Origin of the sequence: Pseudomonas sp. P867 (genome assembly GCF_019891455.1) — a bacterium.
GTDB classification, from domain to species: Bacteria; Pseudomonadota; Gammaproteobacteria; order Pseudomonadales; family Pseudomonadaceae; genus Aquipseudomonas; species Aquipseudomonas synxantha_A.
In genome coordinates this window covers 211786-237164 of the sequence record NZ_JAFLXB010000003.1, presented here as the reverse complement: position 1 = coordinate 237164, position 25379 = coordinate 211786, and the positions used below count along the sequence as shown (strand labels likewise).

Genomic DNA, 25379 nt, shown 5'->3' with positions numbered 1-25379 from the left:
CGCGGCAGTATAACCCGGCGCGGTGGCCGATACACCCGACTATGGTCAAACTGTCGCAGGCATGATTCCCTGTGCGCGCTCCTTATGCTTGAGACCCTGATATGCCTGAACTGTACGTCGGCGAACGCCACTGGTCGGTCACCACCGGCAGCAACCTGCTGGATGCCTTGAATCAGGCAGGTGTGGCCGTGCCCTACAGTTGCCGGGCCGGCAGTTGCCATGCGTGCCTGGTGCGTTGCCAGGGCGAAGTCGACGACCAGCAGCCTGACGCGCTGAGCTCGGCGCAACGCCAGGACGGGTGGCGCCTGGCGTGTCAGTGCCGGATCAGCGCTGATCTGAGGGTCGAGGCGTTTGATCCGTTGCGTGATGGCCTGCCTGCGCGGGTGGAGGGTGCCGATTGGCTGAGTCCGACGGTGCTGCGCCTGCGCCTTCAACCCGAGCGTGGCCTGCGGTACCGCGCCGGGCAGCATCTGGTGTTGTGGGCAGGGCAGGTGGCACGCCCCTATTCCCTGGCGAGCGTGCCCCAGCAGGACCCGTACCTGGAGTTTCATATCGATTGCCGTCAACCCGGGGAATTCAGCGATGCTGCTCGCCACTTCAAGGTCGGTGAGCCGTTACGCTTGGGCGAGTTGCGCGGCGGGGCGTTGCACTACGACCCTGACTGGCAAGCCCGGCCCTTGTGGCTGCTGGCCTCCGGCACTGGGCTGGGTCCGTTGTGGGGTGTGTTGCGCGAAGCGCTGCGCCAGGATCACCAGGGTGCCATCCGTGTCATTCACCTGGCCCATGATGCCCAGGCTCACTACCTGGCCGAACCCCTGGCGGCGCTGGCCGCGCAGCATCAGAACCTTGTGGTGGAGTTATGGACCGCAGATGAGTTGGCCCAGGCATTGGGGCAACTGCGGCTTGCTTCGCGACAAACCCTGGCCTTGGTCTGCGGGCATCCTGCCAGCGTCGAAGCCTTTTCCAAGCGCTTGTTTCTGGCGGGGCTGCCGCGTAATCAACTGTTGGCCGATGTGTTCCTGCCCCGTGGTTGAGTGCTGACTTTCGAGTACAGGCTTTGCGGGTGTACGCGATTAACTGTGGGAGGGGGCTTGCTCCCGATGAGGCCCGACGGTTCAACACCTCAGCCGGCATTTGAAATGCAAAAAGCCCCGCCATTCTCATGGCGGGGCTTTTGTTTTTTCAGCCTGTCACTCAGACCTGTGGGTCGCCCACATGCAGGATCTTCATGCCATTGGTGCCACCGGTGGTGTGGTAGCTGTCGCCCTTGGTCAGGATGACCCAGTCGCCTTTCTCCACGACGCCGCGCTTGACCAATTCGTCGATAGCCTTCTGGCTGACTTCGTTCGGTGCCAGCGATGCCGGGTCGAACGGGATGGTGTATACGCCACGGAACATGGCCGCGCGGGCCTGGGCTTCGCGGTGCGGGGTGAACGCGTAGATTGGCACCGAGGAGCGAATGCGCGACATGATCAACGGCGTGTAGCCACTTTCGGTCAAGGCGATGATCGCTTTAACGCCCGGGAAGTGGTTGGCGGTGTACATGGCTGCCAGGGCGATGCTCTGGTCGCAGCTTTCGAAGACCTTGCCAATGCGGTGGCTGGAGGTCTTGCTGGTCGGGTGCTTTTCCGCGCCGACGCAGATGCGTGCCATGGCCTGGACGGCTTCCAGCGGGTACGGGCCGGCGGCACTTTCAGCCGAGAGCATCACGGCGTCGGTGTAGTCGAGCACGGCGTTGGCCACGTCGGACACTTCGGCGCGGGTCGGCATCGGGTTCTGGATCATCGACTCCATCATCTGGGTCGCGACGATCACCGCCTTGTTGTGGCGGCGTGCGTGCAGGATGATCTTCTTCTGGATACCGATCAGCTCGGCGTCACCGATTTCCACACCCAGGTCGCCACGGGCAACCATCACGGCGTCGGATGCCTTGATCAGACCGTCGAGGGTTTCGTCGTCGGCCACGGCTTCGGCACGTTCGATCTTCGCTACCAGCCAGGCGGTACCGCCGGCTTCGTCGCGCAGTTTACGGGCGTATTCCATGTCGGCGGCGTCGCGAGGGAAGGACACCGCGAGGTAGTCGACTTCCATTTCGGCGGCGAGCTTGATGTCGGCCTTGTCTTTTTCAGTCAGGGCCGGCGCTGTCAGGCCGCCACCGCGGCGGTTGATGCCTTTATGGTCGGACAGCGGGCCACCGATGATCACGGTGCAGTGCAGCTCGGTCGGGGTCGCAGTGTCGACGCGCATGACCACGCGACCGTCGTCCAGCAGCAGTTCGTCACCGACGCCGCAATCCTTGACCAGGTCGGGGTAGTCGATACCGACAACGTCCTGGGTGCCTTCGGTCAGCGGGTGGCTGGTGGAGAAGGTGAACTTGTCACCGATCTTCAGCTCGATCCGCTTGTTGGCGAATTTGGCGATACGGATTTTCGGGCCTTGCAGGTCACCCAGCAATGCGACGAAGCGGCCATGCTTGGCGGCAAGGTCACGCACCAGCTTGGCGCGAGCCTTGTGCTCGTCCGGGGTGCCGTGGGAGAAGTTCAGACGGGCGACGTCCAAACCAGCCAGAATCAGCTGTTCGAGGACTTCCGGCGAGTTGCTGGCCGGGCCAAGGGTGGCGACGATTTTGGTACGACGGACGGACATGCACAGACTCCTGAGTTCAAGCGCTGGGGAAGGCTACTATGCTCTTTCGTTGTAGTCATTGTTCGTTTGCACTACTTATCGACGATTGCCTTTGTTTTTGCTGCAGTTGGATGGGCAAACAGCCTTGAAGATTTTCGCCCGGGGGTCGATACACTGCACAAGACAGGAGAACCCCCATGCGAATTTTGCTTGTTGCTGCCCTGGCCGTCAGTGTTGTCGGCTGTACCCGCTGGTCGATGGACCACCACTTGAACAACGCCTACCGTGCCTATGGGGTGGGCGACTGCGCACGTGTCACCCTGGAGTTGTCCCAGGTCGATCGCGAAAGCCGTACCCGTCGCTATGTGCAACCGGAGGTTTCGATGTTGCGCGGGCAGTGCCTGGAGCGGCAGAAACTGTTTGTCGATGCCGCACAAACCTATCAGTTCATCATCAGCCAATACCCGTCGAGCGAGTATGCCTACCGCGCTCGCGCCCGGCTCGATACCTTGCAGCAGCTGGGGCATTACCAGGGCGGTGGCGTCGCAAAACCACGGCCAGCGTCGTTGTAATGAAATTTGTCATTTCATGGCTGGCCCGTTGCCAGTCTTGGGCTATTCTTTGAAGGTCTGTTTGTATAAGTTTTCATTCGAATGGATGCAAGGCCCGGATTTGGCAGCTGTCTGGTGACGAGCGGTACCTGTTGTCAAACCGGGATCCAGGGAGAGCGAGCGGTTGCTCGCTCCGAATCACTGGCACAGTCAGACTCTTGGCTATTGGATGGCGACTTTCATCATGTTTACTGCGCGACGGATCGAACGGCATCAATTGCCTTACTTTTTGCAGGTGTTCAACCGTATCACCGACAAACCAATAGGTTTTTTGGGCAATGTGTCTGAAAACGGGCTGATGTTGATCAGCCAATTACCCATGATGATCAATGTGGATTTTGAGCTGTGCCTGAAAGTACCAACGGCACAAGGCGAATTTCAGACGATTGATCTCACAGCGACCTGTTTATGGAGTCATGAGGATGTCAATCCTCAGCACTATGACTCCGGGTTCCGGGTGCAGAATGCATCCGAAGAGTACAGGCAATTGATTGATGCCCTGTTGCAGTACTTCAGCTTTGATCCTCAACAGGCCTCCGTCTGAACACAGCAGTTAGAAAACCCCGGCTTTTTTCCATCCCAGGTAGCGCGTCACCAGCGTGGCGCCCATTTCTGAAGGCAACGTGTCCAATACTGAAAGCCCATGAGCGCTCAATCGATCATGGAGTTGGTTTCGGCTGTTGAGGTAATCGACGGTGCCACTGTAGGCCAGTGCTTCGGGCAATGTTTGCACAGGGGCCTGGCGCAGTTGATCGAGGATTTCCTCTCGCAGGCTGGCTACCAGTACGCGGTGTCGCCTACCGATTCGTTTGACGGCGCTCATCAGCGCTTCATCATCCTCGTCCCGCAGGTTGGTAATGATGATCACCAGTGCCCGGCGTTTTTGGCGTGCCAGCAATTGATGGGCGGCAGCCTCATAGTCGGCGGTGTTTCGGGTGGCCTCCAGATCGTAGACAGCATTGAGCAAAGTGTTCAACTGGCCACTGCCCTTGACCGGCTTCAGGTAGCGCGGTTGGTCGCTGGCAAAGGTGCACAACCCCACGGCGTCGCCCTGTCTCAGGGCGACGTAGCTCAAGAGCAGGCAGGCGTTGAGGGCGTGGTCGAAATGAGATAGCTCGGCATCCTGGCTGCGCATGCGCTGGCCGCAATCGAGCATGAATACGATTTGCTGGTCGCGCTCGTCCTGGTATTCCCGGGCGATCGGTGTGCGTTGGCGGGCGGTGGCCTTCCAGTCGATCTGGCGCAGGCTGTCACCTTCACGAAACTCGCGCAGTTGATGAAACTCCAGGCCTAATCCCCGGCGTTGATGTTGGCGCACGCCCAGCTGGCTCAGCCAGTTATCCACACCCAGCAACTGCGCGCCATACAAGCGGGCGAAATCCGGGTAGACCCGGGTGGCGTCGTGGGTCTTGACGCATCGCCGTGCCGACCACAGCCCCAATGGGCTGGGCAGCCAAAGTTCGCAGCGACTGAAACTGAAATGTCCGCGTCGCAAGGGACGAACGCGATAGCCCAACTCGCCGCGCTCGCCGGGGCGCAATTCAATGGATTGAGGCAGGTTATCCACACTCAGGCCATCGGGCACGTGATCGAATACCTGCACGGTCAGTGGCTGAGGAAAGTCGTGCTCCAGGCACAGGCGCACTTCTTCCCAGCGCCCCAGCGCCAGGCTGCCGGGCAGTTTCCTGTGGACGCGCGCCGTGGGGCGACGGTGCAAGCGTACGGCATCCAGCAGCGCCAGCAGCAGCAAAGCCAGCAGCAGGCCCCAGGCCACTGAATGCAAGGTTTCAGGTACCTTGAGCTGCAACGCGACCGAAGCGCCCAACAAGGTGTTCAGGCCAAGCAGCACACCCAGCCAGATCAGGAGCAGACGGGTCGGTTTCATGGGCGTGTCATTGCCTTGGCGCCGCTACTTGATCCAGCAACTGCTTGAGCACCTGATCCACCTCCAGGCCGTCGATGTCCAGTTCCGGCGCGATGCGTACCCTATGCCGCAGCACTGCCAGGGCACAGCCCTTGATGTCATCGGGTGTCACGAATTCTGCACCACGCAACAGCGCCCGAGCCCGGCCGCCGCGTACCAGGGCGATAGAGGCCCTGGGCCCGGCACCGATGGTCAGTCCTGGCCAACTGCGTGTGGCGCGCGCCAGGCGCACAGCGTAATCGAGCACCTGTTCATCCAGGGGCACGTCACTGGCGATCTGCTGCATCAGCACCACATCCTCGGCCTGCAGCACAGTGCGCAACGGCTGCACATCCAGCATGTCTGCCCTGGATGAGCGCGTCACTTCGCGGACCATGTCCAGTTCTTGTTGGGCGTCGGGGTAGTCCATGCGGACCTTGAGCATGAACCGGTCCAACTCGGCCTCGGGCAACGGGTAGGTGCCTTCCTGCTCGATGGGGTTCTGGGTCGCCAGCACCATGAAGGGCTCGCCGATGGGCAATGCCTCGCCCTCAAGGGTGACTTGGCGTTCCTGCATGGCTTCGAGCAACGCTGCCTGGGTCTTGGCCGGGGCGCGATTGATTTCGTCGGCCAGCAACAGGTGGGTAAACAATGGCCCCTTGCGCAGTTTGAACTGTTCGGTCTGCAGGTCGTACACGGCGTGGCCGGTGACATCGCTGGGCATCAGGTCCGGGGTGAACTGGATACGGGCGAAATCACCGCCAAAGCATCGGGACAGGGCACGTACCAGCAAGGTCTTGCCGAGCCCGGGTACGCCTTCGAGCAGTACATGGCCGCCTGCGATCAAGGCGGTGAGCACATCGTCAATCACCTGATCCTGGCCAATCACTGCCTTGCGCAATTCCACACGCAGGGCCTGGGCTTGCTGGCTGGCACGTTGCAGGTTCTCGGCGGTCAGGGCGGTGGCCATTGGAGAGTCGCTCATAAGGCATTCCTGAGGGTTTGCAGGCACGCAACCTGTCGGCTGAAGTCGGTGCTGGAGAGCCGTTTCTGCGTCAGTGGTTCGAGTGCCTGGCTGATGATGTGAGGGGGTTGTCGCGTCAGGTGTTCCAGCACCTGCCACTGCTCTGCTGTATCGAGATGCTCAAAGCCTGGATGGCGTCGCCGGGCGGCGCGCAGGATGTCGTGCTGCAAGGCTTGCAGCAAGGTGCCCTGGCCGCTGCGGCGCAGCAGGAAATCGGCGCTGGCCTTCAAATGTTCCTGGAGCTGCCGACGTGCCTTGGGCGCCGGTGCCTGGATCGGGCCCTGGCGCAAGGCGGCCTGCCATAGCGCCAGGGCAACCAGTGCCGCAAGGGCGACGAGGGCCTGTGGGAAATATCGAATCAACAGGGTAAACAGATCGTCCGTTTCACTGTTGAACAGCAAGGTGACGTCAGTCTCCTGGGTCAGGTACCACAGCAACCAGGCGTTATCGTGTTGGCCGATGCTTGGGGTTTTCCACAGGTCGCTATCGGTAATCACAGTGACGCGGCCGTGCCCCAGGTTGAGTTGCATCAGGTGGCTTGAATGGGCGCTGTTGGCGGAAAACTGCGCCAGGTGTTTGGGGTCGATGAGGTTGAAGTCGGTGTCAAAACTGAAATACGCCGGGGCGGTTTCGTTGTCGACATAAAGCCTGGTCAGGTCTGCTGCAGGCTGTTTACGGGCAGGCGCCGATTCGTCGAAGGTTTCGCTCAAAGCCTGGTGGATATCAAGGCGATCAAGCAGCAGGTCGCCGCTCTTGCTGGTCTCCTCGTCCCACAATGCCTCGGCGACCAGCAGCAAGTGCCCGCCGGCGTTTGTCCAACCCAGCAGTTGCTCGACCTGGCGCGGGGTCATGTTGCTGCGTTCCCCCAGCAGCAACAGGCTATGACCTTTGGCGGGTAGGTCCGCGAGCCGTTCAAGGCCGTTGGCGCGTTCCACCACCAGGCCTTGCTGGTGCAGGAAATGCTCGGCGGCCAGATAAGGATTGGCGAGTGCATCCGGCGATGGGCCGCGATCCACCACTTCGTCATAGGGGATTGCCTTGTGCCAGGCGTACAAGCCACCCATGCCCAGCAGGCACACCAGCAGCAGCGCCACCCACAATAATGGCCGGTTCATTGGCTGGCTCCGTCATTGAACAGAGCGCGCCAATCGCTGCACAGCTTTTGTTGGGTCGAGGAGGGCGGCAGGCGATGACCATAGGCGAGGTTTTGCCAGTGACGCGTCAGTTCGTCACTGAACGCCAGCAACTGCGGTTGTTGCAAGTGCCGAACGCGCTCCAGCACCTGGCCTTCGGTGTCGGCGCTTTTGAGCGGCAGGTCGAATTCATGCAGCAGCCGGCTGAGCAGGCCGCGATACAGCAGGCCAAGGGCTTGCCTTGGCTGAGTGGGCCATAGTTGTTCGGCGGCGCTGGCGATGTCTTGCGGCAATGTATCGAGCCCCAGCTCAAGCCCGAACAACTGAGCGGGGGTAGGTGTGGCGGTTGCAGGGCGGGCGCGCCGGCTGCGGCTGACAAAGGTGCGTAGCCACTCACGGTAACGCCACACCACCAGGGCCAGCCCACCAATCACCAGGCTCCACAATAGTATTTCCAGGGTTTTGGCGAGGGGTTTGAAGGTGTCGCTGTTGAGGTTGTCGAGTAAGGCCTGGAGCCAACCGGGTAATTTACCGTCGCCACGGGCTGTGCTTTTAACCGGTGTTTTTTCTTCACCAAACCGATAACGGGTGACGGTTTCCGGATTCTTGAAGGGCGGCTTGTCCAGCAGTGCCTTGATGGACTGACTGGCAGCCTGGGTATTGAGTGGCTTATGGCCCGTTGATTCATCGGCCATGGCGGGTGGGCTGAACGGTATGAGCGTCAGCCCGACGACCAGCAACAACAGCGACGCAGCACTGCTCAGGCGCTGACGCAAACGGCGCAATACCAACTCCAGGTCCCAGGCTTCCAGAGCCGTACGACGATTGAGGTACAGGCTGAAACCACAGGCAACGTAGATGGGTTCCCAGAACACCAGGATCAGCGCGTAAAAGGCATTGCCCAGGTGCTCCAGCCACAGCACGTTCGGGCTGGTTGCCAGTGCCAGGCGTTGCCAGTCCCAATCCATTTCCAGCTGCTGCGGGATGAATAAATAGAACAGCGCCATGGCGCCGAACCACAGGCCGATTTCCAGGTGTACGCCGATAATGGTCAGCCAGCGGGCGGCACCAGCGTTACGTTGCAGCAATATCCCCAGGCGCTGTTGCCGCGCCTGACCCTCGAGGCCTTCAAGTTGACCTACCGGCAACGTAAAGCTGCGGCTCATGCTCAGGCGTCGCCAGGTCAGGCTGGCGAACAGTTGGCCCTTGAGCAGTTGCGGCCACTGGCGAACGGCCTGTTTGAGACGGGGGGGCTCGCCAAACAGGGCTTTGGAAAGAATGTACAGCGGCAAGCGGTCAAAGGCCGGCTTGAGCCACCAGAACAGAAACATGGCCAGCGACGGGTAATTCCACAGCAGCACGGTCAGCGAGATAAACACCGGCAGGCTCACCATTGCCCAACTGCTCATCAGCAGCAAACGATGTTCCCTGGCCATCAGTACGCCCAGGTCCATGGCTTCCCAGGAAGTACGCGGGCGAATCACCACGCTGGCGTCAGTCAGGCGCATGGCGAGTCCGTCCGGCGAAGATCAGATAAACGGCCACCAGCAGCCAGAGCGCGGTGCCTACCAGGTATTTGAGCCAGGGCTCGATGTGGGTGGTGGAGGACCAATAGGCTTCGATGAACGCCGCGATCAGCAGAAACACCATGACGCCGCAGAGTATCCGCACACTTTTGTGGGCTGCCAGGCGCAAGGCCTCGCTGCGTGCCAGCCGCCCGGGAGCGATCAGTGACCAACCCAATTGCAAACCCGCGGCACCGGCCAGCGCAATGGCGCTCAATTCGAATGCGCCATGACCGATGACGAATGACCAGAAGGTTTGACCATAGCCAATGTCGGTCAGGTGCCCTGAGACAGCGCCGATGACCAAGCCGTTGAAAATCAGGAAGAACACGCTGCCCAGGCCAAACAACAGGCCGGCGGCAAACGTCTGGAAGGCGATGCCGATGTTGTGCATCACGTAATAGCCAAACATCATCCAGTCCTCGCTGGCTGCACGCTCGGCAGCGCGCCCCAGACGACTGGCGGCGGGGTCGTACATGCCCTGCATCTCGGCCACCTGTTGGGCGCTGACGATGCTGTAGATCAGGTCGGGGAACAGGTAGACCAGCAGTGCAATGCCCACCAGGCTGCCGAAGAACAGCAGACCGGCGATCAGTACGAAGCGCCACTGTTCGCGTACCAGGCATGGGAAATCGGCGAGCAGGAACGCCAGTATCTTGGCCGCCAGTTGGCTGCGATGACGATACAACTGTTGATGGCCGCGCAGCGCCAGTTGCTGCAGCCGGTCTACCAGGTAGCTGCTGTAGCCACGCTGTTGGGCCAGGGCCAGGTGTTGGCACAGGCGTCGATACTGGTGAGGGAAGTCAGCCACTCCGCCAGCCTTGGCTTTGCCTTGCTCCAACTGCTCAAGTTGCTGCGCGAAGGTTTGCCATTGCTGCTGGTGGCGGCTTTCAAAAAGACTCTGCTTCATGTCGGCCCCAATAAGCCACGGGCCACACCGTTGAGTTGCTCCACGGCGCGTGCCGGAGGCACTTGCAGGGGCGTGGCGAGGATCGCCGCCAGTTCATGAACGCGTTCGGCAGACAGCTCGGCCTGGCGCTCGGCAAAACCGAGGATGGCCCGCTGTTCGCTCAACTCCAGTGCAAAGGGCAGCCGCAGCGCGGCGGCTTGAGGGATACGCGGGCGCACCAGCGGTAGTTCGCGGTAGACCACCAGTGTACCGGCGGCCAGATCGCCCAGACGCTTGAAGTGCGGGTGTTGCAGGCAACTGATCGCACCGAGGAAATAACCAAAAGGCAGCATGTCGACAAAGCGCAGCAGGTTGCGGATCAGCGACGCCGACCAGCCAATCGGGGTGCCGTCATCCTGCACCACCCGCAGGCCCATGACCTGCTTGCCCGGCGAGCAGCCCTGGTTGAGCACTTCAAACAGCACCATGTACCACCAGCTCACCAGGAACAGCAGCAGCGACCCCAGCCCGATGCCAATATTGCCCAGCAGCGCCAGGGGCACCAGCAGGATGCCCATGATGATGCCACGCACACCCAGGTCGAATGCAAAAGCCAATGCCCGGGATGGCAGGCCGGCAGGGCGCAAGGGCAGGTCGATCCCCTCCGGGGTCTCGATTTGGTAATGGGTATCCAAAGGAGCTGGCGGCATTGCGATCCCTGGCAGTGCAAAGTGGTTAGGAGACACGGATGCTAGCAGTGTCGACGCTGGAAGCAACCACTCAAGGTTTTGCTGGATATTTATACAGTAAAGGTATCGCTGGCCCCAGGCACCTTGCAGCGCCTAGACTTTGTCGGTCTTCAGCACAGGAATAGCCCGTGACCTCGATTTTCTGGTACGACTATGAAACCACCGGTATCAACCCGCGCAACGATCGCCCGCTCCAGGTAGCCGGTATTCGCACTGATCTCGAACTCAACGAGGTCGGTGCGCCGATCAATCTTTATTGTCAGCCCGGCGACGATATTCTGCCCCATCCGGCTGCGTGCGCGATCACCGGCATCACGCCAGGCGTCCTGGCACAGAAGGGCCTTGCCGAAGCCGACTTCATGACCCGGGTGCACGCCGAGTTGGCCGTGCCAGGCACCTGCGGCGCCGGTTACAACACGCTGCGGTTTGACGATGAAATGACGCGCTACAGCCTGTACCGCAATTTTTTCGACCCTTACGCGCGCGAGTGGCAGGGCGGTAACAGCCGTTGGGATTTGATCGACGTGATGCGCACTGCCTATGCGCTGCGGCCGGAGGGCATTATCTGGCCTGAGCAGGACGGGCGCGTGACGCTCAAGCTGGAGCGGCTGACCCACGCCAATGGTATCGACCATGGTCAGGCACACGATGCGTTATCTGATGTGCGTGCAACCATCGCCCTGGCGCGATTGGTTCGGCAAAAGCAGCCCAGGCTGTACGAGTGGTTATTTCAACTGCGCAGCAAGCAGCGAGTTATGGATGAGGTGCGGTTGTTGCAACCAATGGTGCATATCTCCGGGCGTTTTTCCGCCGAGCGCCATTACCTGGGCGTGGTCTTGCCCCTGGCCTGGCACCCGCGCAACCGCAATGCGTTGATCGTCTGCGACCTTGGGCTCGACCCACAGGGGTTGCTGGACCTGGATGCACAGACCTTGCGCGAGCGCCTCTATACGCGCCGTGATGAGTTGGCGGACGGTGAACTGCCGGTGCCCCTCAAGTTGTTGCATATCAACCGCTGCCCGGTGGTAGCACCGTTGAAGGTGTTGCGTGCGCAAGACCGCGAGCGTCTGCAACTGGATATGAACACCTATCAGGCGCGGGCGCTGCGGCTAACTGACGCACAGGAAGTTTGGCGCGACAAGTTGGCGGCCATTTACGCCGAGGAAGACTTTGCCTCGAATGCAGACCCGGAGCAGCAGCTCTACGATGGTTTTATTGGCGATCGGGATCGCCGGTTATGTGAACAAGTTCGCATGGCAGAGCCCGCCCAATTAGCACATCAATCGTGGCCGTTCGATGATCATCGTTTGCCGGAATTATTATTTCGCTATCGCGCACGTAACTTCCCTGAAACCTTGAATACAGAGGAACAACAACGCTGGAGACTTTTCTGTCGGCAACGTTTGTCAGATCCGCAGTGGGGAGCACCGAATACCCTGATGGCATTTAAGCAGGCGCGCGAGGAGTTGGCGCTTAGTGCCACCTCATTTCAGTGCCAGGTGCTGGATCAATGGCAGGAGTATGCCGATTCTTTAGCGGCCCGCCTGAGCCTGTAGGCCGGTAATTGCTGAGTATTCAGACAATAAAAAACGCCAGCAAGCTGGCGTTTTTAATGTGTAGCGTATCGGGTGAACGTCCGACCAGGCTTAGCCCAGCAGAGTCGCCCAACCTTCAACTACGTCACCGCCCCACTTGGCTTTCCACTCTTTCAGAGTTTTGTGGTTGCCACCTTTGGTTTCAATCACTTCGCCGTTGTGCGGGTTTTTGTATTGCTTGACTTTGCGAGCACGCTTGGTGCCGGTAGTTTTTACAGCGCCGCGCGGCGCTTTAACTTTCGACTCTGGATCCAGCAGCGCGATGATGTCACGCAGGGATTTGGAGTATTCACCCATCAGGGTGCGCAGTTTGCCTTCGAATTCCAGCTCGGTTTGCAGCTTGTCGTCTTGGGACAGGTTCTTCAAACGGGCTTGCAGCTCTTTGATTGCTTCTTCGGTGGCGCGGTATTCGTTGATCAGGGACATGTGGACTACCTTATGTAGAACGCTGATTGACAGGGTGAGTGGCCTAATAATAGTCAGGCAATTTCACCAAGTAAACATTTAAGAAAATATTTATGTGAAGCAGATTGAATGTTTGTGGCAAAGCGATGCAAAAGTGTTAATTGGCAGCCGTTACGCCGAAAGATAAATACCTTAATTTTTCGCTAACTGTCTGGGCGTGCCGTTGTACGGTCATATAGCGATGGTAAAGCCTTACGCTATTAAGGGCTGTTGCCACCAGGCGGCTGCAGAATAAGGCGCAAGGAATACTGCAGTTTTTCTGCGCAATCGCTAGAATAGCGGCCTTTGCGAAGTTCTGGAGTTTCCCCCTAATGCGCACTTTTCGGCTGGTGATTGCTTGCCCGGACCGGGTTGGCATCGTTGCCAAGGTCAGTAACTTTCTGGCTTCCCACAATGGTTGGATCACCGAGGCGAGCCATCACTCGGACGATCTCAGCGGTTGGTTTTTCATGCGTCACGAAATTCGTGCCGATACGCTGCCCTTTGGCCTGGAAGCTTTCCGCGAGGCGTTTGCGCCCATCGCTGAAGAGTTTTCGATGACCTGGCACATCACCGACACGGAACAGAAAAAACGCGTGGTGCTGATGGCCAGCCGCGAATCCCACTGCCTGGCAGATCTACTGCACCGTTGGCACAGCGACGAGCTGGACTGCGAGATCGCCTGCGTGATCTCCAACCATGACGACCTGCGCAGCATGGTCGAGTGGCATGGCATCCCGTACTACCACGTACCGGTCAACCCGCAGGACAAGGAGCCGGCATTCGCCGAGGTTTCGCGCCTGGTCAAGCAGCACGAAGCGGATGTGGTGGTGCTGGCGCGCTATATGCAGATCCTGCCACCTGAACTGTGCCGCGAATACGCCGGCAAGGTGATCAATATCCATCACAGTTTCTTGCCATCGTTTGTTGGGGCCAAGCCGTATCACCAGGCTTCCCTGCGCGGCGTGAAATTGATTGGCGCGACGTGCCACTACGTCACCGAAGAGCTGGACGCCGGCCCGATCATCGAACAGGACGTGGTGCGTGTCAGCCACAGTGACAGCATCGAAGACATGGTGCGGTTTGGCCGGGACGTCGAGAAAATGGTGCTGGCGCGTGGCCTGCGTTACCACCTGGAAGATCGGGTATTGGTACACGGCAACAAGACCGTGGTGTTCTGATCGTTCGGGTTTGGTTGAATAAGCAGGGGCCTGGGAGTAAAACTCCTCAGGCCCTTTTTTATTCCTGCTATCAAGGAGGCCTCTATGACCGATCCACTCGATAAAGCCACCTCCAGGGCGCCCGCTACGGTGGGCGAGGGTTGTCTGAGTCGCTACGACCCGCAGGCACTGGGCGCCGAGGATGGTACTGAGTTTCCCGATGCGGCCCGTTTGTGGGAACAGCTGCAGGCGCAGGACGAGCCGCCTCTCGACCCTGTAAAAGACGCTTGAACAGCGGTTTGCCGACCATCAGCACAAAGACCGGGGCGCCGGCCAGCAGATAGAAGTAATAGGTGACCGCCCGCCAGATCAGGATTGCCGCTGCCGCAGTGGACTTGCCGACCATGGGGGCCAGTAAGGCCGCTGATGTCAGCTCTGCCGCTCCCGCCCCGCCCGGCAACAGACTGAACTGCCCCGCCGTCAGGGACAGCATCTGGATCAGGAAGCTCAAGGCCCACTGCACATCCCCGCCCAAACCGCGCAGCGCCAGGTACAACACGCTGTAGCGCAACAACCAATGCAGGCTGGTCAGCGCGAACACACCGAGCAACAAGGGCCAGGGTAATTTCAGTGTGGCAGTGAACGCCGCGAGAAAACGCAGCAACCTGCGAGCCCAGCGCCGACGGGTGGGGGCCCTTACCCTAATGGCCTTGAGCATCGCGCCGGCCAGGCGAATCAGCCGACGATGAAAACGCACCACCGCCAGGCCACTGATGATCCCGCCTATCATCGATATGACACTGAGCCCCAGCAACCATTCCAGGCGCGGGTTGAGGCTATGGAACAGCGCATACAAAACGATTCCCGCCAAGGCGCACAGAAAAAACAGCAAATCGCTCAACTGGTCCATGGCGAATACCGCGCTCGCACGGGCAGGGCGTATGCCATTGCGCGCCAGCAACGCCATCAGGGTCAGCGGTCCGCCGCTGCCGCCGGGCGTGGCGCACATGGCGAACTCGGTCGATATCACTGCCCCCAGGCTTTTGAGCCGTCCCAGTTGGCTGCCTTGCTCGCCCAGCAACAGGCGCAGACGCAGGCTGTTGATCAGCCAGCAGCCGATAATCATGGCAAACATCCCCGCTAGTTGGGGTAAGGGAAACTGCCGCAGGCGCGCGACCGTTTCGCCGCCGCCCAGCCATACGGGTATCAACAGTGCGACCAAGAGGGCCAACAGCAGCCAGATCAATCGGCCCATGACTGCGTCTTCAGCCAGGCGGCCTTGGTGTGGGGACGACGACCCGCGTTGAGCAGGCGTTGCAGGGTTTGCAGCCAATAACGACGGGAAAACTCGTGGCGCATGTCCACCGGGTGCAATCCCAATCGGATCAGCGGCGCCTCGCGCCAGCGCTGTTCGCGCCGGTCGCTGAGCACTTTGGACAGCCCGCGGCGCCAGGCGCTGCGGGCACTCCAGACCAGACCCGGGGCATCGATAGGGGTGAAGTCAGGCAGGCGATAAAGATGCTGCGGGTCGCTGGTGTAGCAAAGCGGTAACTGGCGCAACGCCTGGCGGGTGCCTTCGCTCATCAACCAGGCCGGGGCGACAAAGCCGTGCAACGGCCAGTCATTGCGCTGGAATATTTCGATGCCGGCAGTAAGACGCCGTAACGCCTCGGCCTCGGACAACTGGTAAAACTCGCCTTCATGGGTGTAGATGCGCCGCATGAACCACTCTTTCGGCGAACGCGGCGCAGGTTGGTCGTCGCAGTGGTAATAGCCGTGCAAGGCGAGTTCGTCGCCCTTGGCGACGCGGCTGTCGAGCAGCTGGCGAAAATCGCGGTGGGCTGCCAGGGCATCATGGTGATGGAAGTCCGGCACCACCAGCCAGGTGATGGGCACGTTGCCCAAGGCATCGACGGCCTCGACAAAGGGCCGGTAGTCGGCCCAGGTGCTCGGTGCCACGTCGTGCAGCACCAGCATCAGCGCAGGTTCAGCCATGGGCGAGCATCGGCTTATGACTGCCCAGCACCGAGTGGTAATGCCCCAGCAGGCTGTCGACCACCGTGTCCCACGCGTAATGCTGCTCGACATGGCGCCGAGCCTGGGCGCCCAAACGCCGGCTGTCGGTGCTGAACAGTTCGCGCACCGAATCGGCCATCGCCTTGGGGTCGTTGGGGGCACACAGCAGGCCACAGCGCTCATCGACAATCTCGGTAAAGGCCCCGGCCGCGACGGCGACGACCGGGATGCCACTGGCCATGGCTTCCAGAATCACCAGGCCGAAGGTTTCCTGGTCGCCGCCATGCAACAAAGCGTCGGCGCTGGCCATCAGCCGGGCGACATGGTGAGCGGGGCGGAAACCATCTATCACAGTGACATTGTCCGGCACGCTGGCTGGCATACCGGAGCCCACCAGCAACAAGTGGTAGCCCTCGCCCAGGCGCTTCATGCAGTTGAGCAGTACCGGCAGGTTCTTCTCCTTGGAACCGCGTCCGGCGAAGATCAACAGCCGTGTATCTTGGCCAATTCCCAGTTCGGCACGCAGGCCGGGGTCGCGCGCATCCGGGGTGAAGGTGTGCAGGTCAACCCCCAGAGGTTGGACGAAGACGTTTTTTACCCCGAGTCCACTGAGTTTGTCGGCCATTACCTGGCTGGGGGCGAGCACCCGGTCAAAATTCCCATAGAGTTTGCTGACATAGGCTTCAACGTTGGGAGTAAACCAGGGCCCCATGCGGTTGCTCACCAGCAGCGGCAGGTCGGAGTGGTAGAAGCCGATGATCGGCACATCCAACTGACGCCGGGCATCCAGCGCTGCCCAGGCAGTCAGGTATGGATCGCCGACTTCGATCAGATCGGGCTGTAAATCGTGCAGGACATTTCGCCAGGGCGCCAGGCGAAGGGGGAAGCGGTAACCCTTGCCAAAGGGCAGGGCAGGGGCCGGTACTTTGAAGACCCCGTCCTGTTCGCTCAAGTGCGCGCCGGGGATCAACAGGCTATGGCGAATCCCGGGCTTGAGCGCCAGACGTCGATGCTTGGCATCGAGGTAAGTGCGTACGCCACCGCTTGCCGGGGCGTAGAACATGGTTATGTCAGCGATATGCACGATGAACATCCCTCCGATCCATTGCTCTCCCTAGATGGACCTGAGGTAAGGATAGATGTTCGGTTTAGATTCGCAGGATGAAGGTGGCGGGAGCGGACAAATGCACTGTGTAGGAGCGAGCTTGCTCGCTCCTACAGGTGGATTAAGGTGGGGGACCTCAGATCCGGAAGCTACCCACCAATTGCTTCAGGCGCGAGGCCTGTTGTTCCAGGTCCGAGCAGGCGCGCAGCGTCGATTGCAGGTTTTCCACCCCTTCCTGATTGAGGGTGTTGATCTCGGTGATGTCCATGTTGATCGACTCCACTACCGAGGTCTGTTCTTCAGTGGCGGTGGCGACCGACTGGTTCATGCCGTCGATCTCGCCAATGCGCTGGGTCACGCTGTTCAAGCGCTCACCGGCCAGGTTGGCGATTTCAACGCTGTCCAGGCTGTGACGCTGGCTTTCACTCATGGTACTGACCGAATCGCGCGCGCCCACTTGTAGCTCCTCGATCATCGTTTGCACCTGTTGCGCCGATTCCTGAGTGCGATGGGCCAGGTTGCGCACTTCATCGGCCACCACCGCAAAGCCACGCCCGGCTTCCCCGGCGCGCGCCGCTTCGATGGCGGCGTTGAGCGCCAGCAGGTTGGTTTGCTGGGAAATGCTGGTGATCACTTCCAGAATCTGGCCGATATTCACTGTTTTGTTGTTAAGTGCTTCGATATTGCTGCTGGAGGCGCTGATCATGCTCGATAACTGCGTCATTGCCTTGATATTGCGCTCAACCACTTGCTGGCCGTCTTCAGCCAAATGCCGGGCGTCGCTGGCCTGATTGGAGGCTTGCGCAGCGTTGCGCGCGATCTCTTGGGCGGCGGCACCCAGTTGGTTGATGGCGGCGGCGACGCTGTTGGTGCGGTTGGCCTGTTCGTCGGAGTTGACCATCGACGAATTGGAGGCGCTAACCACGCGCAGCGCCACTTCATTGACCTGCTCGGTGGCTGACGACACTTCGCGAATCGAGGTGTGGATGCGCTCGACGAAGCGGTTGAAGGCCGTACCCAGGGTGCCGAACTCATCGTTGTTCTGGATGATCAGGCGCCGTGTCAGGTCACCCTCGCCGTCGGCGATGTCCTGCATGGCCCGGGTCATCAGGTGCAGCGGTTGCAGCAGCACGCGGATCAACATGCCCAGCAAGGCGATGATGATCACCACCGCGATGATCGTGGCGATCACGGCTGATGTACGGAACTCACTGAGCATGGCGAACGATTTGGCTTTATCCACCGACACACCCAGGTACCAGTTCACCGATGGCAGGCCCTTGATCGGGGTGAAGGTCACGATGTTGGTTTTGCCGTTGGCTTGTACTTCGCTGAAGTCGCTGCTGATCTTCGGCGTGTCCTTTGGATACACGTCAGCCAGGGTCTTCATCACCAGGGTTTTGTCCGGGTGCACCAGCACCTTGCCGTCGGCACTGACCAGGAAGGCATAACCCATGCCGCCGAAATCCAGCGCGCCAATGTTATCCACCAGGGTTTGCAGGCTCAGGTCGCCGCCTACCACACCGATACTTTGGCCCCCCTTGGCGCTGGGGGTGGCCACGGAGATGATCAGTTGCCCGGTGGCCGCGTCTATATAAGGTTCGGTCAGGGTTGAGCCATTGCTGGCCTGGGCGCCCTTGTACCAGGGGCGAACACGCGGGTCGAAGCCGTCGGGCATCTTGGTGTCAGGGCGAATGGTGAAGGTGCCCTGGCTGTCACCCACGTAGGTCGCCATGAACGAAGACGTCAGCGCTTTCTGTTCCAGCAGGCTGGCAACCACGGACGGTTCAGGATTGATGGCAATGTTTTGCGCAGCGTTTTCCACCAGGGCGATACGCCCGGTGAGCCAGGTCTGGATATTGCTGGCGGTAACGTCGCCCATTTCGTGCAGGTAGTTATTGAGGTCGTCACGAATCGCATTGCGCTGCAGGTAGTCGTTGTAAAGGGTAAACAACGCGAAGGCGGCGATGACGATAAGGGAGGCTGCAAGCAGGATCTTGTGGCTGAAGCGCAGATTTTTATTCATGGCTTGTAGGGTCCGCTAAGGTCTTAATATCCGAGGCGCGTCCTATAGGGGAGGCGCAAAATGGCAGCGTTAAAAAAGGTGTGGTATTTCTGGTGATAGCTCCGTTGGTCCATATCGGAATTATCTGACCATTTTTTAGTCTTTGTCGGGCTTACATCCGTCTATATCGACCTCGCGGCACTAAAGATTAACCATAGGTGACGAAATGCCTGACTCCACACAACTGCTTATCGGTGCCGGCCTTGACGGCCAGCCCATCGCCCAGTCCATGCGCCTGGCCAACCGTCACGGGTTGATCGCCGGCGCCACCGGCACCGGCAAGACCGTCACCTTGCAGCGCCTGGCCGAAGCCTTCAGTGATGCGGGCGTGGCGGTGTTCGCCGCTGACATCAAGGGCGACCTCTGTGGCCTGGGCGCCGCCGCCAACCCTCAGGGCAAAGTGGCCGAGCGCATTGCCGGTATGCCGTTCCTGGATTACACGGCCCAGGCGTATCCGGTCACCCTGTGGGATATCCACGGGCAGTCCGGTCATCCGCTGCGCACCACCATCAGCGAAATGGGCCCGTTGTTGCTCGGCAGCTTGTTGGAGCTGACTGACAGCCAGCAATCGGCGCTCTATGCGACCTTCAAGGTGGCCGACCGCGAAGGTCTGTTGCTGCTGGACCTCAAGGATCTCAAGGCACTGCTCAATCACCTGCGCTATCACCCGGAGCTGCTGGGTGAAGACGCGGCGTTGATGACCACCGGTTCCAGCCAGGCGCTGTTGCGACGCCTGGCTGTGCTGGAGCAGCAGGGCGCCGAAGCCTTGTTTGGCGAGCCGGCCCTGCAACTTGAAGATATTCTGCAACCGGCCAGCGATGGCCGCGGGCGCATTCATCTGCTCGATGCCAGCCGGCTGGTGCATGAAGCGCCGAAGGTCTACGCGACCTTCCTGTTGTGGCTGCTGGCAGAGTTGTTTGAGCAGTTGCCGGAGCGTGGCGATGCCGACAAACCGCTGCTGGCGCTGTTTTTCGACGAGGCGCATTTGCTGTTCGCGGATACGCCAAAAGCCTTGCAGGAACGTCTGGAGCAAGTCGTACGCTTGATCCGCTCCAAAGGCGTCGGCGTGTACTTTGTCACCCAATCACCGGGCGACTTGCCGGATACGGTGCTGGCGCAACTGGGTTTGCGCATTCAGCATGGTTTGCGTGCGTTCACCGCCAAAGAGCAGAAATCCCTGCGGGCGGTGGCCGATGGTTTCCGGCCCAACCCGACCTTCGATACCTTGTCGGTGCTCACAGAGTTGGGGACGGGTGAGGCGTTGGTGGGAACCTTGCAGGAAAAGGGCACCCCGGAAGTCGTCCAGCGCGTACTGGTTGCTCCCCCGCAATCGCGGATCGGGCCGCTCAGCGCAGCAGAGCGTGCGGCGTTGGTCGCCAGTTCGCCGCTGTTGGGCCGCTATGACAAGCCGGTTGACCGGGAGTCGGCCTATGAAGTGCTGATGGCTCGCAAGGAACTTGGGCCCACCGAGGAAACCGCACCGACCGCCGAAGAACCGAGCTTTACCGACAAGGCCGGTGCATTCCTGGGGACTACTGCCGGCAAGGCGCTGAAGTCAGCCATGCAGCAGGCGGCCAATCAAATGGGGCGCCAGTTGGTGCGTGGCCTGTTGGGCTCGTTGCTGGGCGGCAGCAAACGCAAGTAGTGTTCAGGCTTTGGGCCGGGCATGGGCGGCCAGCCGTTCCAGGGCTGCGCGCAAGCCTGGGTCGCTGATCCCTTCGGCCGTTGCCTGCAGGGTTTCGGCCGCATTTTCCGACAGGTCCATCGTATGCCCCACTGCGCCTTGCGGCACGGTGGGCGGCTGTACCTTGAACTGAATGCGCGTCAAACCGGCGAACTCGTCAAAGACCATCAACTGGCGCTGCAAGCGTTTTTGCTGATAGCGCAAGCGTGTGGCCCAATGGCCATCAGTGACAATTAATAGCAGATTGCCTTCTCGCCAGGACGCCACATGACAATGCTCACGTGCGGCCGGTTGCAACTGGCTTTCAAGCAGGCGCTGCAAACGGCCCAAGCGTTGCGCATGGCCAAAGATGGCTTTCAACGGCTTGGCTTCGCGAAGCAACACGCCGGGAGCGCGGGCTGTAAGAGGGCGAAATGCCATGTTTAGACACCTTAGGTAACAGAGCGGTTATCTTACCAGAAAGCGCCGGTACGCCCCGCGGCCATGCCTTGGCTGGGCTTTACCCATGAAATCAATAAGTAACTTCTGCGCTCTATGGGTTGAAGTTCGCGCAAAAGCCCTTATTTTAAACAAGCCCTCTCATAGCGCCGCGCCTGCATCGGGAAACAACGTTACTTTCCTCACCCACGATTCCGGGTAGAATGCGCGTTCGCAATGCGGCCGTGAGGGCTGCTCGGGCCACTCACGGTGCGCCCTCCATCCCTATGTGTGGAAGAACCTGCCGATATGTTTGCGCCTTTGTTAAAGAAACTTTTTGGAAGCAAGAATGAGCGCGAAGTCAAACGCATGCTCAAGACGGTGCAGCTGGTCAATGCCTTCGAGGAGCAGATGGTTGCTCTGTCGGACGAGCAATTGCGCGCCAAGACCCAAGAGTTCAAGGCCCGCATAGCCAAAGGTGAAACCCTCGACAAGCTGCTGCCCGAAGCCTTCGCGGTCGCCCGCGAAGCCGGTAAGCGCGTTATGGGCATGCGCCACTTCGACGTCCAGTTGATCGGCGGTATGACCTTGCATGAAGGCATGATTGCCGAAATGCGTACCGGTGAAGGCAAGACCCTGGTGGCAACCCTGGGCGTTTACCTCAACGCACTGTCCGGCAAGGGCGTGCACGTTGTGACGGTGAACGACTACCTGGCCCGCCGGGACGCCAACTGGATGCGCCCGCTGTATGAATTCCTCGGCCTGACCGTCGGCGTGGTAACGCCGTTCCAGCCGCCGGAAGAGAAGCGCGCTGCCTACGCCGCCGATATCACCTACGGCACCAACAACGAATTCGGTTTCGACTACCTGCGCGACAACATGGCGTTCAGCATGGAAGAAAAATTCCAGCGTGAACTCAACTTTGCCGTGATCGACGAAGTCGACTCCATCCTCATCGACGAAGCCCGTACGCCGCTGATCATCTCCGGTCAGGCCGAAGACAGCTCGCGCCTGTACACCGAGATCAACAAGTTGATCCCGCGCCTGGAGCAGCACATCGAGGAAGTCGAAGGCGTGGTGACCAAAGAAGGTCACTTCACCATCGACGAGAAGACCCGCCAGGTCGAACTCAACGAAGCCGGTCACCAGTTCGTCGAAGAGATGCTGACCCAGATCGGCGAACTGGCCGAGGGTGAAAGCCTGTACTCCGCGCACAACCTGGGCCTGTTGACCCACGTGTACGCCGGCCTGCGCGCCCACAAGCTGTTCCATCGCAACGTCGAATACATCGTGCAGGACGGCCAGGTCGTGCTGGTTGACGAACACACCGGTCGTACCATGCCCGGTCGCCGTCTGTCCGAAGGCCTGCACCAGGCCATCGAAGCGAAGGAACACCTCAACATCCAGGCCGAAAGCCAGACGTTGGCGTCCACCACCTTCCAGAACTACTTCCGTCTGTACAACAAACTGTCCGGCATGACCGGTACGGCCGACACCGAAGCGTTCGAATTCCACCAGATCTACAACCTGGCCGTGATGGTCATTCCGCCGAACAAACCGTTGGCGCGTAAAGACTACAACGACCTGGTGTTCCTGACTGCCGAAGAGAAATACGCGGCGATCATCAATGACATCAAGGACGGCATGGCCAAGGGCCGCCCGATCCTGGTGGGTACCGCCACTATCGAAACTTCCGAGCACGTGTCCAACCTGCTTAACAAGGAAGGCATCGAGCACAAGGTACTCAACGCCAAGTTCCACGAAAAGGAAGCCGAGATCATTGCCCAGGCCGGTCGCCCTGGCGCGCTGACCATCGCTACCAACATGGCCGGTCGTGGTACCGACATCCTGTTGGGCGGCAACTGGGAAGTGGAAGTGGCCTCGCTCGACAACCCGACCCCTGAGCAGATCGCCCAGATCAAGGCTGACTGGCAGAAGCGCCACCAGGCCGTGCTGGAATCCGGTGGCTTGCAGGTGATCGCCTCCGAGCGTCACGAATCGCGCCGTATCGACAACCAGCTGCGTGGCCGTGCCGGCCGTCAGGGGGACGCCGGTTCCAGCCGTTTCTACCTGTCGCTGGAAGACAGCCTGATGCGCATCTTCGCCTCTGATCGGGTGAAGAACTTCATGAAGGCCCTGGGCATGCAGTCCGGTGAAGCGATCGAGCACCGCATGGTGACCAACGCCATCGAGAAAGCCCAGCGCAAGGTCGAAGGCCGCAACTTCGACATTCGCAAGCAACTGCTCGAGTTCGATGACGTCAACAACGAACAGCGTAAAGTGATCTATCACATGCGTAACACGTTGCTGGCCGCCGACAATATTGGCGAGACCATCGCTGACTTCCGTCAGGACGTGCTCAACGCCACCGTCAGCGCCCATATCCCGCCACAGTCCCTGCCTGAACAGTGGGATGTTGCCGGCCTGGAAGCCGCGTTGAAGAGCGACTTCGGTGTCGACTTGCCGGTTCAGCAATGGCTGGACGAAGACGACCACCTGTACGAAGAAACCCTGCGCGAAAAACTGATGGCCGAACTGCTGGCCGCGTACAACGAGAAAGAAGAGCAGGCGAGTGCTGAAGCACTGCGCACCTTCGAGAAGCAAATCGTGCTGCGCGTGCTGGACGACCTGTGGAAAGACCACCTGTCGACCATGGACCACCTGCGTCACGGCATCCACCTGCGCGGTTACGCCCAGAAGAACCCGAAGCAGGAGTACAAGCGCGAGTCGTTCACGCTGTTCTCCGAGCTGCTGGATTCGATCAAGCGCGATTCGATTCGCGTGCTGTCCCACGTTCAGGTGCGTCGCGAAGACCCGATCGAGGAAGAGGCACGCCTGCGTCAGGAAGCCGAGGCGCTGGCTGCGCGCATGCAGTTCCAGCATGACGAGGCTCCGGGCCTGGAAGCGCCTGAAGCGTTGGGTGAAGAGGTCGACGTGGCCCTGGCTCAAAGCCCGGTTCGCAATGATCAGAAACTGGGCCGCAACGAGCTGTGCTTCTGCGGTTCGGGCAAGAAATACAAACACTGCCACGGCCAGATCGAATAAGATTTTCGCCTGACGCTGCAACACCCCCGCGCCGCGACCGGCACCAGCCGTCGCGGCGTTTTGCCATTAATTCCCACCGTCGATAGCGACGGCACAGACATCATCTATTTCAAGGAGCGCATACATGGCTGTTGGTCTTGGTCCTTTGCCCACATTGCACCCGGTCGCCGGTTTTGAACTCGGTATCGCTTCGGCCGGCATCAAGCGCCCGGGGCGCAAGGATGTGGTAGTGATGCGCTGTGCCGAAGGCTCGACCGTGGCAGGTGTATTCACCCTCAACGCTTTTTGCGCCGCGCCAGTGATCCTGGCCAAGCAGCGGGTGGCCGGGTCGATTCGCTACCTGCTGACCAATACCGGCAACGCCAACGCCGGCACCGGCGAGCCTGGCCTGGTGGCGGCTGCGCGCACCTGCGCCAAGCTGGCGCAACTGGCCGGCGTGGACGCCAGCCAAGTGCTGCCGTACTCCACCGGCGTGATCGGTGAGCCGCTGCCAGTGGAAAAAATCGAAGGCGCCCTTCAGGCTGCGCTGGATGACCTGTCTGTGGATAACTGGGCGGCTGCGGCCACCGGCATCATGACCACGGACACCTTGCCAAAAGGCGCGAGCCGCCAGTTCGTGCATGACGGCGTGACCGTCACCGTGACCGGTATCAGCAAGGGCGCAGGCATGATCCGTCCGAATATGGCCACCATGCTCGGTTATATCGCCACCGACGCCAAAGTCTCCCGCGATGTGCTGCAGCGCCTGATGCTCGATGGCGCCAACAAGTCGTTCAACCGCATCACCATCGACGGCGACACTTCCACCAACGACTGCTGCATGCTGATCGCCACTGGCCAGGCCAACTTGCCGGAAATCACGTCCACCGAAGGCCCGCTGTTTGCGGCGTTGAAACAGGCCGTGTTTGAAGTGTGCATGGAGGTGGCCCAGGCCATCGTGCGCGACGGCGAGGGCGCGACCAAGTTCGTTACGGTTGAAGTCAATGGCGGCGGCAACCATCAGGAATGCCTGGATGTGGGTTACACCGTGGCTCACTCGCCGCTGATCAAGACCGCACTGTTTGCATCGGACCCGAACTGGGGGCGTATCCTGGCCGCCGTTGGCCGTGCCGGCGTGCCGGACCTGGACGTGAGCAAGATCGACGTGTTCCTGGGCGACGTATGCATCGCCAGCCGCGGTGCCCGTGCCGAAACCTACACCGAAGCCCAGGGCTCGGCGGTGATGCAGCAGGAAGAAATCACCATCCGCATCGAACTGGGCCGCGGCGAGTGCAGCGAAACCATCTGGACTACCGACCTGTCCCACGAATACGTGAAGATCAACGCGGAATACCGTACCTGATACCAAG

Annotated in this window: 21 protein-coding genes; 8 read left to right on the top strand and 13 right to left on the bottom strand. The window is 60.3% G+C overall.

The features are described 5' to 3' along the window. Positions 1-101 precede the first annotated feature (101 nt). Positions 102-1034, top strand: coding sequence for an iron-sulfur-binding ferredoxin reductase (locus tag J1G33_RS07475; RefSeq protein ID WP_032879676.1), 933 nt, complete (start codon positions 102-104; stop codon positions 1032-1034). A 160-nt stretch (positions 1035-1194) separates the two neighbouring features. Here J1G33_RS07475 and pyk read toward each other — a convergent pair whose 3' ends face one another. Continuing rightward, entirely contained in the window at positions 1195-2646 is a 1452-nt protein-coding gene (gene pyk / locus J1G33_RS07470) for a pyruvate kinase (protein WP_005790976.1), read from the bottom strand. A 176-nt stretch (positions 2647-2822) separates the two neighbouring features. Here pyk and J1G33_RS07465 point away from each other — a divergent pair, with 176 nt between their 5' ends. Then, the gene (locus J1G33_RS07465; protein WP_103734699.1) at positions 2823-3197 is read left to right on the top strand and encodes a hypothetical protein; all 375 of its coding nucleotides are present in this window, start codon (positions 2823-2825) and stop codon (positions 3195-3197) included. 223 nt (positions 3198-3420) lie between these two features. Next, positions 3421-3780: a PilZ domain-containing protein gene (locus J1G33_RS07460; protein ID WP_032881230.1), complete on the top strand. Its 360-nt coding sequence runs from the start codon at positions 3421-3423 to the stop codon at positions 3778-3780. Between the two features lie 9 nt (positions 3781-3789). Here J1G33_RS07460 and J1G33_RS07455 read toward each other — a convergent pair whose 3' ends face one another. The 6 genes from J1G33_RS07455 to J1G33_RS07430 are packed head-to-tail and all read right to left on the bottom strand — an operon-like array spanning position 3790 to position 10460. Beyond that, positions 3790-5121 (bottom strand): DUF58 domain-containing protein, encoded by a 1332-nt coding sequence (locus J1G33_RS07455; protein WP_223017876.1) that lies wholly within the window; start codon positions 5119-5121, stop codon positions 3790-3792. 7 nt (positions 5122-5128) lie between these two features. Further along, a complete protein-coding gene (locus J1G33_RS07450) occupies positions 5129-6124 on the bottom strand; it encodes a MoxR family ATPase (RefSeq protein WP_078822203.1) in 996 nt (331 codons plus the stop codon). Beyond that, entirely contained in the window at positions 6121-7278 is a 1158-nt protein-coding gene (locus J1G33_RS07445; RefSeq protein ID WP_223017875.1) for a DUF4350 domain-containing protein, read from the bottom strand. The genes J1G33_RS07450 and J1G33_RS07445 overlap by 4 nt, the downstream gene beginning before the upstream one ends. Next, positions 7275-8804 carry a DUF4129 domain-containing protein gene (locus J1G33_RS07440; RefSeq protein WP_223017874.1) on the bottom strand — a complete coding sequence of 510 codons (1530 nt, stop codon included), beginning with the start codon at positions 8802-8804 and terminating at the stop codon, positions 7275-7277. Before J1G33_RS07440 ends, J1G33_RS07445 begins: the two co-directional genes overlap by 4 nt. Next, positions 8791-9771, bottom strand: coding sequence for a stage II sporulation protein M (locus J1G33_RS07435; protein ID WP_223017873.1), 981 nt, complete (start codon positions 9769-9771; stop codon positions 8791-8793). Before J1G33_RS07435 ends, J1G33_RS07440 begins: the two co-directional genes overlap by 14 nt. Beyond that, a complete protein-coding gene (locus J1G33_RS07430; RefSeq protein WP_032879683.1) occupies positions 9768-10460 on the bottom strand; it encodes an RDD family protein in 693 nt (230 codons plus the stop codon). Before J1G33_RS07430 ends, J1G33_RS07435 begins: the two co-directional genes overlap by 4 nt. A gap of 167 nt (positions 10461-10627) precedes the next feature. Between J1G33_RS07430 and sbcB the strand changes: the two genes are divergently transcribed. Continuing rightward, complete coding sequence (gene sbcB, locus J1G33_RS07425; RefSeq protein ID WP_223017872.1) at positions 10628-12055, top strand: exodeoxyribonuclease I; 1428 nt, start codon at positions 10628-10630, stop codon at positions 12053-12055. A gap of 90 nt (positions 12056-12145) precedes the next feature. Here the strand turns inward: sbcB and mvaT are convergent, their stop codons facing one another. After that, positions 12146-12520, bottom strand: a complete 375-nt coding sequence (gene mvaT / locus J1G33_RS07420) for a histone-like nucleoid-structuring protein MvaT (protein ID WP_005790963.1) — start codon at positions 12518-12520, stop codon at positions 12146-12148. Positions 12521-12870: 350 nt separating this feature from the next. Here mvaT and purU point away from each other — a divergent pair, with 350 nt between their 5' ends. After that, complete coding sequence (gene purU / locus J1G33_RS07415) at positions 12871-13719, top strand: formyltetrahydrofolate deformylase (RefSeq protein ID WP_005790961.1); 849 nt, start codon at positions 12871-12873, stop codon at positions 13717-13719. 124 nt (positions 13720-13843) lie between these two features. On the opposite strand, the gene J1G33_RS07410 is transcribed toward purU, so the two are convergent. From J1G33_RS07410 to J1G33_RS07395, 4 genes are all read right to left on the bottom strand, one after another. After that, positions 13844-14953, bottom strand: coding sequence for a lysylphosphatidylglycerol synthase transmembrane domain-containing protein (locus tag J1G33_RS07410; RefSeq protein WP_223017871.1), 1110 nt, complete (start codon positions 14951-14953; stop codon positions 13844-13846). Beyond that, on the bottom strand, positions 14941-15693 hold the full coding sequence (locus J1G33_RS07405) for a polysaccharide deacetylase family protein (RefSeq protein WP_223017870.1): 753 nt from the start codon (positions 15691-15693) through the stop codon (positions 14941-14943). Before J1G33_RS07405 ends, J1G33_RS07410 begins: the two co-directional genes overlap by 13 nt. Further along, complete coding sequence (locus tag J1G33_RS07400; RefSeq protein WP_148852631.1) at positions 15686-16807, bottom strand: glycosyltransferase family 1 protein; 1122 nt, start codon at positions 16805-16807, stop codon at positions 15686-15688. Before J1G33_RS07400 ends, J1G33_RS07405 begins: the two co-directional genes overlap by 8 nt. A 148-nt stretch (positions 16808-16955) precedes the next feature. Beyond that, positions 16956-18845 (bottom strand): methyl-accepting chemotaxis protein, encoded by a 1890-nt coding sequence (locus tag J1G33_RS07395; RefSeq protein WP_103734708.1) that lies wholly within the window; start codon positions 18843-18845, stop codon positions 16956-16958. A gap of 205 nt (positions 18846-19050) precedes the next feature. Here J1G33_RS07395 and J1G33_RS07390 point away from each other — a divergent pair, with 205 nt between their 5' ends. Next, complete coding sequence (locus J1G33_RS07390) at positions 19051-20529, top strand: helicase HerA-like domain-containing protein (protein WP_103734709.1); 1479 nt, start codon at positions 19051-19053, stop codon at positions 20527-20529. Between the two features lie 3 nt (positions 20530-20532). Here the strand turns inward: J1G33_RS07390 and J1G33_RS07385 are convergent, their stop codons facing one another. Then, on the bottom strand, positions 20533-20988 hold the full coding sequence (locus J1G33_RS07385) for a DciA family protein (protein ID WP_005790949.1): 456 nt from the start codon (positions 20986-20988) through the stop codon (positions 20533-20535). A 306-nt stretch (positions 20989-21294) separates the two neighbouring features. Between J1G33_RS07385 and secA the strand changes: the two genes are divergently transcribed. Continuing rightward, positions 21295-24030 (top strand): preprotein translocase subunit SecA, encoded by a 2736-nt coding sequence (gene secA / locus J1G33_RS07380; protein WP_005790947.1) that lies wholly within the window; start codon positions 21295-21297, stop codon positions 24028-24030. A 124-nt stretch (positions 24031-24154) separates the two neighbouring features. Continuing rightward, entirely contained in the window at positions 24155-25372 is a 1218-nt protein-coding gene (gene argJ / locus J1G33_RS07375; RefSeq protein WP_005790945.1) for a bifunctional glutamate N-acetyltransferase/amino-acid acetyltransferase ArgJ, read from the top strand. The last annotated feature ends 7 nt before the right edge of the window (positions 25373-25379 follow it).